Raw genomic sequence first — 11067 nt, 5'->3', positions numbered from 1 at the left:
AAAAGCATTGGAGGACTGATCGGCGATGGCGCGCTACGAATTCAAGCTGCCCGATATCGGCGAAGGCATCGCCGAGGCCGAGATCGTCGCCTGGCACATCAAGGTGGGCGACATGGTCAAGGAAGACCAGCAGCTCGCCGATATGATGACCGACAAGGCGACGGTGGAGATGGAATCGCCCGTCGCCGGGAAGGTGATCGAGGTCGCCGGGGAAGTTGGCGACCAGATCCCGATCGGATCGGTGCTGGTGGTGTTCGAGACCGATGCCGCCGCGCCGGCGGGCGATACGGCCCCGCCTGCCGCCGACCAGGATGGCACGGAGACCGATGCCGAAGGCGAGCGCACCGATACCGTCGCACTCGGCGACGGCATGGTCGCTCCGACCCAAGCGCAGCAGGATGCAATCCCGTCGGCCGCCGAACAAAAACCGTTCGTGTCCAGCGAAGTCGAGACACCCACCCGAGCGCAGCCGAGGGACGAAGCCAGCGAAGGTCTCGGCTCCGCTCGACAGGGCCCCTCGACTGCGCTCGGGGCGAACGGTGGTGGTAGCGCCAAACAAGTCCTCGCGTCCCCCGCGGTCCGGCAACGCGCGCGCGACCTCGGCATCGATCTCTCCCAGGTGAAGACCGCCGCCGACCGAATCCGCCATGCCGATCTCGACGCCTATCTGCTCTACAATGGCGGCGGCGTCTCCCATGCCCACGCCGCGCGGCGCCAGGACGAGACGGTGAAGGTCGTCGGCCTTCGCCGGAAGATCGCCGAGAATATGCAGGAGGCCAAGCGCCGCATCCCGCACTTCACGCTGGTCGAGGAATATGACGTCACCGCGCTCGAGCAGACGCGGGCCATGATGAACACGGATCGCGGCGGCAATCCGAAGCTCACCATGCTTCCGTTCCTGATGACGGCGATGGCGCGTACGCTTGCCGACTATCCCCAGATCAACGCCCGCTATGACGATGATGCGCAGGTGATCACCCGCTCGGGCGCCGTCCACATGGGCATGGCGACGCAGACCCCGGACGGCCTGATGGTACCCGTCATCCGCAACGCTGAAACTCGCGACATCTGGGATTTAGCCCGCGAGATCCTCCGCCTCGCGGAAGCCGCGCGCACCGGCAAGGCCAGCCGCGAGGAGCTCAGCGGCTCCACCATCACCCTCTCGAGCTTGGGGCCGATGGGCGGCATCACCTCGACCCCCGTCATCAACCGGCCCGAAGTCGCTATCATCGCCGTCAACAAGGTCGAGGAGAAGCCGGTCGTGATCGACGGCGAGCTCGAGATCCGCAAGCGGATGAACCTCTCCCTCTCCTGCGATCACCGCGTCGTGGACGGCTGGGATGCGGCCAACTTCATGCAGGACATGAAGAAGCTGATCGAAAACCCGCTGAAGCTCCTGTCGCTCCGCTAGCGGACGCGACGGACGGTCAGGATCTTGATCGGTGCGACGATGGTCTGGCCCATCGTGTTCTGCGATCGGCCGCCGGGATAGGTCTTGGCCGCCAGCATCTTCCGGATGATCGGCATGCCCGAGACGACCTTCCCGAACGCTGCATAGCCGGCGGAGCCCGGCCGCGCGTCGAGATAGGGCGCTGGCCCAACGGTGACGAAGAAGTCGCCCATCGCGGTGCCGGGAGCATTCCGCGCCATGGAGACCGTGCCGTCCACGTGCCTCAGGCCGGTCTTGCTGGTCGACTCGTGCGGGATCGGCAGCCGCGCGCGGACGACGCGGTGATTGATGCCGCCCTGGACGAGCCCGAACTTCGGGTTCTTCCGATTGCGCGCGGCGCGGTAGAAAGTCGTGTTGTCGAGCCGCTTTTCCGCCGCGTAGCGCAGGAAATTGCCGGCGGTGATCGGCGCCCGCTTCACGTCCAGCTCGATCAGGATCGCGCCTTCGGAGGTCAGGATGCGCACGAGCGGCGCCGGCGCGGCTGCGGCGGGAGGAGAAAAGCAAAGCAGGAGGAACGCGAACAGGGCCGCTGAAACAATGCGGAGACTCATCGCGGCGGCGCCTAGCGGATTCCCCGCCGTTCGGGGAGACCGAAGATGCGTAGGCTTCTAGGTGATGGAGCCGATCTTCTTGCCGGCCTGAAGCACATCGCACACCGGGCAGTCGGGATCCTCGCGCGCCGTTTGCATCGCTTCCCTGTCACTGGAGGCAAGCAGGTCCTTGGTCTTCACGACCACGCCGTCCGGCTTCGCCAGCTTGTTCACCCGATAATGTTTCATGATGCCCCCGTAACGGCCCCAGAATGTACCTGAGCACCCGCTTTGGCAAGAGTTCAGAAGCCCCTTCGCCAGCCTACGAATGGGCGTGCACTCCCTGGCCGAGGAAGGCTAAAGCGCCCGGATGCTGAAGAAGACCTCTCCCGATCTCGACGCGCTTCGGCTGCTCGACGATCGCCTCCGCTGGCTCTCCGCCTGGACCATCCACAACGCCAATCACCTGCGCGAGAGCAGGGACGGGCTGAAGGTCGGCGGCCACCAGGCGAGCTGCGCCTCGATGACGGCGATCATGGCGGCGCTCTACTTCCATGCGCTGGGGCCGAACGACAAGGTGGCGGTGAAGCCGCATGCGGGGCCTGTGCTCCACGCCATCCACTATCTGCTTGGTACCCAGAGCCGTGAGCAGCTCGAGAATTTCCGCGGCTTCGGCGGCATGCAGAGCTATCCGAGCCGCACCAAGGACAGGATCCCGGTCGATTTCTCCACCGGCTCCGTAGGGCTGGGCGTTGCGATCACCGCCTTTGCGAGCCTGGTGCAGGACTATCTCCTCGCCCACGGGCTCATGGAGCGGGCGGAGGCGGGGCGGATGGTTGCTTTGATGGGCGATGCCGAGCTCGACGAGGGCAATATCTACGAATGCCTGATCGAGGCCTACAAGCACGACATCCGCAATTGCTGGTGGATCGTCGACTATAACCGGCAGTCGCTTGACGCCACGACGGCCGAGCGGATGTTCCGCCGCTTCGACGACATCTTCGCCGCCTGTGGCTGGCGCGTCGTCACGCTGAAATACGGCAAGCAGATGGAAGCCGCGTTCACCGAGCCCGGCGGAGCGGAGCTCAAGGCCTGGATCGATGATGTCGGGAACGCGGATTATGCCGCGCTCACCTATCTCGGCGGCGGCGCGTGGCGCGAGCGGCTGCTGAAGGACGCGCCGGCGGTGAAGCCGATCCTCGACGCCCGCGACGACGATGCGCTTGCAAGCCTGATGACCAACCTTGCCGGGCACGACATGGCGAGCCTCGTGGAGGCGTTCGACGCCGCTCAGGACGACGTGCCGACGCTCTTCATCGCCTACACGGTGAAGGGGCGGGGGCTCCCGTTCGCGGGCCACAAGGACAATCATGCGGGCCTCATGAATCCCGGCCAGATCGCCGCTCTCCGCGAGCGGATGGGCATTGCGGAAGGCGAGGAGTGGGAGCCTTATGCCGGCCTCGGCGGTAATGCGGCGGAGGCGGCGCGGGCGGCGGTGGAGGCAAGCCGCATCGCGCGCGAGAAGCGCGCGCGGCCGTGGAACGTCGCCGAAGTGCCCGCCTTCGACCCGCCCGCCGGCGAGGAACAGTCGACGCAGGCCGCGTTCGGTCGAATCCTGCTCGATCTCAGCCGCGCCGGCGGGCCGCTGGCCGACCGCATCGTCACCACTTCGCCCGACGTCACCGTCTCGACCAATCTCGGCGCCTGGGTGAACCAGCGCGGCCTGTTCCGTCGTCAGGAGCTGGCCGACGTCTTCGCCGCGGCCAAAATCCCCTCCGCCCAGAAATGGGGCGCCACCGACGCGGGGCAGCATATCGAGCTCGGTATCGCCGAGAACAATCTGTTCCTGATGCTTGCAGCGCTCGGGCTCGCGGGCGACATTTTCGGCGAGCGCCTGTTCCCGATCGGCACCGTCTACGATCCCTTCATCGCCCGCGGCCTCGATGCGCTCAACTACGCCTGCTACCAGGATGCCCGCTTCATGCTTGTTGCGACGCCTTCGGGCGTGACGCTCGGGCCGGAAGGCGGCGCCCACCAGTCGATCAACCCGCCGCTGATCGCACTCGGCCAGCCCGGCCTTCGCCACTACGAGCCGGCCTTCGTCGACGAGCTCGCCTTGCTGATGGAGGAAGGCTTTCGCCTGATGCAGCGGCCGGACGGGGAGAGCGTCTATCTCCGGCTCACGACACGGACCATCGCGCAGGTCCAGCGGCCGGACGAGAGCTGGAAGGCGGGCGCCGTCGAAGGCGGCTATTGGCTCAGGCAGCCCAGCGCGGGAGCCGAGGCTGCGCTGGTCTATTCCGGCGCGATCGCGCCCGAGGCGATCGCCGCCTGGGAGGCGCTGAAGGACGACGTGCCGGGGCTTGGCCTCCTTGCCGTCACCTCGCCGGACCGCCTTCACCGCGGCTGGAGCGAGCGCCTTCGGGGACGCTGGGGCGGGAAGGGGGCCGCTCCGTCTCACATCGAGCAGCTCCTCGCGCCGCTGTCGCCGACCGCTGGGCTGGTGACCCTGCTCGACGGTGCACCCGCCTCGCTGTCCTGGCTCGGCGGCGTTCTCGGCCACCGCGTCAGCCCGCTCGGGCTCGACCGCTTCGGCCAGACCGGAAGCCTCGACGATCTCTATCGCGAGTACCGGCTCGACGTGGGTGCGATCGTGGAAGCGGCGGCCGAGCTCTTCCTCGATTGAGGGAACATCCGGGCCCGTCCGGCGCTCTCTTCCGGACAAGTTCGGAGGAGTGAATCATGTTGGGTAGGATTGCAGGCGCAGTCATCGGCAAGCGCATCGCAGACCGCTACGGCTCGGGCGGCCGGGGCATGATCATCGGCGCACTTGCGCCTGCGCTGGCTCGCCGCGCGTTCGGCCCGCTCGGGCTCGCGCTGGCCGGCGGCTATGTCGCCAAGAAGGTCTACGACAACCGCAAGCGCCGCACCCGCGACACCTATTGAGGCGTAGGCGGCGCGCTCAGGCGCCGCCGGCCTTCATCTTCACCAGCCAAAGCGCTGCCATCAGCGCGGCTGTCGCGGCGATCACGGCGACCGTGAGGATGCGCAGGTTCCCCACCTTGAACGTGGTGACCTTGTGCGTGTGCAGCCGCTCCATGATCTTGAGCGACCGCCGCTCCGCAGTCAGGAATACGAAGATCGCGATCAGCAGGAATGTGGTCGCAATGGCCTTGGGTACCCAGGCCGGCTCCATCCGCTCGAACAGCGCGTGGAAGCCGACGCCCAGAGCGACCGCGGCGAAGCCGGTCCGCATCCAGCCGCCGAAGGTCCGCTCGTTGGCGAGCACCGTCCGGTCTTCGGCAAGGTCGGTGCGGTCCTCCGCGAGCTGCGTCTTGTCTTCGGGCATGGCAACTCCGTTTCCCGGTCAACGCCGCAGCAGCCCGTTCGTTCGCTAGCCTTCCTTGGGCGGCGGACCTTCATCGCTCGGGGGCAGCGGCAGCGTGATCTTCGGCAATTCGCCCGGAGGCGGGGGCGGCGAGTCTTCACGCGGAGTGCTCGGCTTGGCCGAGATCGTCATCCCTTCGTTGCCGATCTGCACGCCCACATCGATTCCGGTCCCCTCGATCGGGACCGTATAGACGGGCGGCTCATCCGGCTGCTTTGCCGAAGGCGGCGCCTCCCGGACCACGGGCTTGTGGTCTTCCTTCGGCGCCGGCGTCCTCACCGCCTGCGACATGAAGTCGCGCCAGATCCGCGCGGGAAGGCCGCCGCCCTGGATGCCCCTCAGCGGCGAATTGTCGTCGTTCCCGATCCACACGGCGGTGACGAGATCGCCGGCGAAGCCGACGAAAATGGCGTCGCGGTGGTCCTGCGTGGTGCCCGTCTTGCCGAACGTCTCCGCCCTCAGGTTCGCCGCGCGCCCGGTGCCGCGGTGGACGACGTTCCAGAGGAGGTCGAGCATCATCTCGTCATTGTCGCCGCTAAAGCGTCTCTTGTTGCTCCAGAAGCGGCCGAACCAGCTGTCGTCCTGCTCCGGAAGCCCGCGGGCGGCGATCGGATAGGATCCGAACGCCACCGCCGCATAAGCGCGGGTGAGCTCGAGCAGGGTCATTCCGGACGTGCCGAGCGCAATGCTCGGATCGTCGGGTATCGGGCTAGTGACGCCGAGGTCGCGTGCGGCGCGGATCACCTCGTCCCGCCCGACCCGCTCGGCCAGCCGGACGGCGGCAACGTTGCTGGACACCGCAAAGGCTTCGCGGAGGGTGATCCGGCCGCGATAGACGCCGCCATGGTTCTTCGGACTCCAGCTGCCGATCGTCAGCGGCGTGTCATCGATCTTGCTCTCGGGTGTCATGCCGGCCCGGAGCGCGGCCAGATAGACGAACAGCTTGAACGTGGATCCAGGCTGCCGCCGCGCCTGAGTGGCCCGGTTGAACGGGCTTCGGGCATAATCCTTGCCGCCGAGCATCGCCACCACCTCGCCGCCGGGGCGCATCGCGATCAGCGCAACCTGCGCCTTGCCGAGCCTCGCGCGCTGCACCGCGCCGATGGCCATCCGCTGGATCCGGCTGTCGAGCGTCGTCTGCACGGTCTGCTCGCCATAACCGCCGCCGGCAAACTCCCGCGCCTGCGGAAGCACCCAGTCGGCAAAATAGGTGCCGGTCGGCATGTTTGGCATCGGCGTCGGCTTCAGCCGCACGCGCCTGACCCGCTCGGCCTCACGCTCGGTGAGGTATCCCGCCTCGACCATCGCCGCCTGCACGAGCCGGCCGCGCTTCCGGGCGCCCTCGAAATTCACGGTCGGCGCAAGCCGGGAGGGCGCTTTCACGACGCCCGCAAGCATCGCCGCTTCGCCGATGCTGAGATCCTTTGGATCCTTGCTGAAATAGCGGCGCGAGGCGGCGCGGAGGCCGTAGACGTTGTCGCCGAAATAGGCGTTCGAAAGATATCGGGAGAGGATCTCCTCCTTCGAAAGCCACGTCTCCAGCCAGAGCGAGATGAAGACCTCGCGCAGCTTCCGTCCGGCGGTCTGGTCGGAGCTCAGGAAGGAAAGCTTTGCGAGCTGCTGCGTGATCGTGCTCCCGCCCTGCCGCACGTCGCCCGCCAGCGTGTTGCGCACCGCCGCTCGAAGGATGCCCCACGGATCGACGCCGATATGCATGTAGAAGCGGCGGTCCTCGATGGCGAGGAAGGCCTCCTGCACGTGGCGGGGGAGCTCGGTCACGTCGACCGGCTGGTCGGTGATCGCGCCGCGCCGGGCGATCGGCTTGCCGTCGGCGGAGAGGAGGACGATCCCGGGGGCGGCGATCGGCTGAAGCGACTTCGAGAGCGGCGCGGTCACCGCAAGCCAGGCGAACATCAGCCCGAACAGGATGCCGATGACGGTGAGCGGGCGCCGGTACCATGGCCGCCTTCGCGGCAGGAGCTGGATTTCCGGCCCGATCGGCGGAGGCGGAGCCTCGGCGGAAAGAGGACCTGGGAAATCGTTCATCAGCACCTACTGGTCTCCCGGCGCGCCACTGGAAGCGGCGCCCAAGGCGCGGATATAGTGGCTTTCCCTGCCTTCGCGCCAAGGAAATGTGATGCCGCGGGAGGGATGCCAACAGGCGTGACGGCGCCCCGCCTCTGCCTTAAGCTCCTCCTGAGACCGACGAGGAACCGCTTGATGAGATTCCGTACCGCGCTTGCCTGTCTGTTGCTCACGCTCGCACCGGCGGTTGAGGCCGCTGCGCCGGAGAAGGCGACGCTTGCCGAAGTGGACCGCATCTTCGCGGACTGGCGCCTTGCAGCCCACGTGCCCGGGCTGGTCTACGGCGTCGTCGCCGACGGCAAGCTCGTCCACGTGAAGGGCCTCGGCGTCCAGGACACCGAATCCAGGCGCCCGGTGACTGCGGAAAGCCTGTTCCGCATCGCCTCGATGTCCAAGGCCTTCACTGCGCTCGCGATCCTGAAGCTGAGGGACGAGGGCAAGCTGTCGCTGGACGCGCCCGCGGAGAATTACGTCCCTGAGATGAAGGGGTGGCGCTACCCCACGAGCGACAGCCCGAGGATCACCGTCCGCCAGCTGCTGACGCACACCGCCGGCTTCGTCGAGGACAATCCCTGGGGCGACCGGCAGCAGGTGGTGCCGGAGGACGAGTTCACGGCGATGCTGAAGGCGGGCGTCCCGTTCGCGCGCGCGCCGGGGCTCGCGATGGAATATTCGAACTTCGGCTACGCGACGCTCGGCCGGATCGTCACCAACGTCTCTAATATGCCGTACCAGGATTATATCCGCCGCGAGATCATGCAGCCGCTGGGGATGCGCTCGACGGGCTTCGACGTGTTCGCTTCGCCGCAGAACCGGCGGGCGATCGGCTATCGCTGGCAGGACAATCGCTGGGTGCGGGAGCCGGACATGAAGGACGGCACGTTCGGCGCGATGGGCGGCGTCGAGACGAGCGCCAGCGATTATGCCAGATGGGTCTCGTTCCTGCTTTCAGCCTGGCCGGCACGGGATGGGCCGGAACAGGGGCCGGTAAGGCGCTCGACTGCACGCGAGATCGTCACCGGCGCCAATTTCGCCGCCGCTGCGATGCGCAACGCGGCGATCGGCGGAGCGCCATGCCGCCAGGCGACCGCCTATGGAATGGGATGGCGCGTGCTCGACGATTGCGACCTCGGGCGGGTCGTCACCCACACCGGCGGCTATCCCGGCTACGGCTCGGTCGTGCTTCTGCTCCCCGAGAAGGGCGTCGGCATCTTCGCCTTTTCGAGCAAGACCTATGGCGGGCCGAGCCTCGCGGCCTTCCGCGCGGCCCTGGCGCTGCAGAAGGCGGGCGCGTTGGCGGAGCCTGCACTGCCGGTAAGTGCCGGCCTCGCCGCCGCCTATGATGCGGCGCGGGCGGTCTGGCGGTCCGGCGAGATCGGCTCTGCGCCGCTCGCCAATAACATGCTGATGGATCGCGACGCACCGCGTTGGAAGACGATGCTTGCGGGGCTGAAGGCGGAAGTCGGCACCTGCGCCGCGAGCGAGGCGATCATACCGGTCTCGGCCATGGAGGGCAGGTTCAGCTGGACGTGCGAGCATGGCCGGATCAGCGGCCGCGTGCAGCGCGCACCGACGCCGGCGGTCACCATCCAGGCGCTGGAGTTTAGCGCGGCGACGCCATGATCGCGGCAGTCGAGCTCGGCGGCACCAAGGTCCTGGCCGCCATCGCACGTGACCCGCTGAAGCCGCTTCGACAGATCCGCATCTCCACGGATGAACCGAGCGCTACCCTGCGGGCTGTCGCCGACTTTTTCGACGAGGCGAGAGAGGAGTTGGGCCAGCCGGAGGCGCTGGGGATCGCCTCGTTCGGGCCGATCGACATCCGGCCCGGCTCGCCCGGCTGGGGCCGCATGGGGCGCACCACCAAGCCCGGCTGGGCGGGCGCCGACGTGGGGGGATACCTGGGGCGGAGGCTCGGCTCCCCGGTGAACCTCGACACCGACGTCAACGGAGCAGCGCTTGCAGAAGCCCGCTGGGGCGCCGGGCGCGGCCTTGGCAGCATCGCCTATCTCACCGTCGGCACCGGCATCGGCGGCGGCATCGCGATCAACGGCGAGGCCCTTCACGGCGCCGCCCATCCGGAGATCGGCCACGTGCGCATCAGGAGAGACCCCGGCGATTCCTATTCCAGCCGCTGCCCTTATCATGAGGATTGCGCGGAGGGCCTCGCCAGCGGCCCCGCGATCATGGAGAGGTTCGGGAAGACGCTGACCGAGCTGGAGCCGGACCATCCCTTCCGCTCCATCCTCGCCGACTATCTGGGGCAGGTCTGTGCGACTTTGGTCCTCATCGCGAGCCCGCAGCGGATCGTGATCGGCGGCGGCGTGATGACTGGCGGCGCGCTGCACGCCGGGGTGGAGAAGGCGATGCTGCGGTGGCTGAACGGCTATGTGGAGACCGGCCCCGCCGATGGATCGCCCTTCATCGTCCCGCCCGGGCTCGGGGATCAAGCCGGTCTCGCAGGCGGTTTCGCGCTTGCCCAGGATCTGCTGGAGGGCGGCGAATGAGCGTGACGAGGCTGACCGAAAAGAGAGTGGAGAAGGTCTGGGGGCGCCGCGACCTGCCCGAAATGTTCGGCGGCCGATATGACGGCGCGGAGCCGCTGGGCGAAATCTGGTTCGAAGATCCGGCCGGGTCCGACCCTGAACTGCTCGTCAAATATCTCTTTACGTCCGACAAGCTGTCCATCCAGGTCCATCCCGACGATGCCGCCGCCCGCCGGGCCGGCCACAGGCGCGGAAAGGACGAGGCCTGGATCGTCTTGCACGCGGATCCGGGGGCGACGATCGGGCTCGGGCTGCGGGAACGGGTGTCGCCCGAGGAACTGCGCCGCGCGGCGCAGGATGGATCGATCGAACAGCTGGTCGATTGGCGCCCCGCCGCTCCCGGAGACATCATCTATTCGCCCGCCCGTACGGTGCACGCGCTGGGCCCCGGGCTGATCCTGATCGAGATTCAGCAGAATGTGGACCTTACCTACCGCCTCTACGATTACGGCCGCCCGCGCGAGCTTCACCTCGATGCCGGCATCGACGCCGCCGACCCCGCGCCGTACATCGCACCGATGATGCCCTACACGCGTCCCGACGGCCGGGAGATCCTTGCGGAGGGCGGAGCATTCGTGCTCGAGCGCTGGTCTCGGGGTCTTGAAGGCCCACTGGCAGCCACCAAAGGCGACCCGGTCTGGCTCGTGCCGGTCAGCGGCGAGTTCGAGGCCTCAGGCCGGCCGCTGGAGCCCGGAAGCGTCTGGCTTGCCGATGGCGAAGTGTCGATCACGCTTGAGGAGGGTTCGGAGCTCTACGCGGCCTATGCCGGCGCGAACGTCCGCGAGACCCTCATCGGCTAGGCGACTGCCAGAGCCAGCGTGAGATAGGAGCAGAGGTTTGCGGCCGAGTGGCAGGCCCAGCCGGGCAAGATCGAACCCTTTCCCATCCGCTCGTTGAGCCAGCCGTTGAACCACCCGATCGCGCCGCTGAAGACGACGATCGAGACCACCAGGGTAGAGGTTGCCTGGGGAGTAAGCGCCAGAAGGGAATGGAGCGCTCCGAACAGCGCCGCCTGTACGAAGTTGCCGATGCCGAAGCCGAGCCAGCCGATCAGCCGCTTGCCGATGA

At 67.6% G+C, this 11067-nt stretch carries 11 protein-coding genes; 6 read left to right on the top strand and 5 right to left on the bottom strand.

Features of this window, described 5'->3' with window-relative positions:
* Positions 1-25 precede the first annotated feature (25 nt).
* Positions 26-1411, top strand: coding sequence for a dihydrolipoamide acetyltransferase family protein (locus tag VF662_RS08300; RefSeq protein ID WP_464139783.1), 1386 nt, complete (start codon positions 26-28; stop codon positions 1409-1411).
* Here the strand turns inward: VF662_RS08300 and VF662_RS08295 are convergent.
* Both VF662_RS08295 and VF662_RS08290 read right to left on the bottom strand, forming a co-directional pair.
* Positions 1408-2001 carry a peptidylprolyl isomerase gene (locus VF662_RS08295; RefSeq protein WP_464139781.1) on the bottom strand — a complete coding sequence of 198 codons (594 nt, stop codon included), beginning with the start codon at positions 1999-2001 and terminating at the stop codon, positions 1408-1410. The two genes, VF662_RS08300 and VF662_RS08295, sit on opposite strands and share 4 nt — an antisense overlap.
* Positions 2002-2058: 57 nt before the next feature.
* The gene (locus VF662_RS08290) at positions 2059-2229 is read right to left on the bottom strand and encodes a hypothetical protein (RefSeq protein ID WP_464139779.1); all 171 of its coding nucleotides are present in this window, start codon (positions 2227-2229) and stop codon (positions 2059-2061) included.
* A gap of 121 nt (positions 2230-2350) precedes the next feature.
* Here VF662_RS08290 and VF662_RS08285 point away from each other — a divergent pair, with 121 nt between their 5' ends.
* Positions 2351-4666 (top strand): transketolase, encoded by a 2316-nt coding sequence (locus VF662_RS08285; RefSeq protein ID WP_464139776.1) that lies wholly within the window; start codon positions 2351-2353, stop codon positions 4664-4666.
* Positions 4667-4722: 56 nt separating this feature from the next.
* Entirely contained in the window at positions 4723-4926 is a 204-nt protein-coding gene (locus VF662_RS08280; RefSeq protein ID WP_464139774.1) for a hypothetical protein, read from the top strand.
* A gap of 16 nt (positions 4927-4942) precedes the next feature.
* Here the strand turns inward: VF662_RS08280 and VF662_RS08275 are convergent, their stop codons facing one another.
* Positions 4943-5329 carry a YidH family protein gene (locus VF662_RS08275; protein ID WP_464139772.1) on the bottom strand — a complete coding sequence of 129 codons (387 nt, stop codon included), beginning with the start codon at positions 5327-5329 and terminating at the stop codon, positions 4943-4945.
* 45 nt (positions 5330-5374) lie between these two features.
* Positions 5375-7414 carry a transglycosylase domain-containing protein gene (locus VF662_RS08270; protein WP_464139770.1) on the bottom strand — a complete coding sequence of 680 codons (2040 nt, stop codon included), beginning with the start codon at positions 7412-7414 and terminating at the stop codon, positions 5375-5377.
* A 174-nt stretch (positions 7415-7588) separates the two neighbouring features.
* Here VF662_RS08270 and VF662_RS08265 point away from each other — a divergent pair, with 174 nt between their 5' ends.
* The 3 genes from VF662_RS08265 to VF662_RS08255 are packed head-to-tail and all read left to right on the top strand — an operon-like array spanning position 7589 to position 10799.
* A complete protein-coding gene (locus VF662_RS08265) occupies positions 7589-9076 on the top strand; it encodes a serine hydrolase domain-containing protein (protein ID WP_464139767.1) in 1488 nt (495 codons plus the stop codon).
* Positions 9073-9960 carry an ROK family protein gene (locus VF662_RS08260; protein WP_464139765.1) on the top strand — a complete coding sequence of 296 codons (888 nt, stop codon included), beginning with the start codon at positions 9073-9075 and terminating at the stop codon, positions 9958-9960. Before VF662_RS08265 ends, VF662_RS08260 begins: the two co-directional genes overlap by 4 nt.
* The gene (locus VF662_RS08255; protein ID WP_464139763.1) at positions 9957-10799 is read left to right on the top strand and encodes a class I mannose-6-phosphate isomerase; all 843 of its coding nucleotides are present in this window, start codon (positions 9957-9959) and stop codon (positions 10797-10799) included. Before VF662_RS08260 ends, VF662_RS08255 begins: the two co-directional genes overlap by 4 nt.
* Here the strand turns inward: VF662_RS08255 and VF662_RS08250 are convergent.
* Positions 10796-11067: CPBP family glutamic-type intramembrane protease (locus tag VF662_RS08250; RefSeq protein ID WP_464139761.1), on the bottom strand; the 272-nt coding region annotated here is incomplete at its 5' end. The two genes, VF662_RS08255 and VF662_RS08250, sit on opposite strands and share 4 nt — an antisense overlap.

This window comes from Allosphingosinicella sp. (assembly GCF_036387215.1).
In the GTDB taxonomy this organism is placed as follows: domain Bacteria; phylum Pseudomonadota; class Alphaproteobacteria; order Sphingomonadales; family Sphingomonadaceae; genus Allosphingosinicella.
The sequence above is the reverse complement of the archived record's forward strand: the minus strand, read 5'-3'. Positions and strand labels throughout refer to the sequence as shown.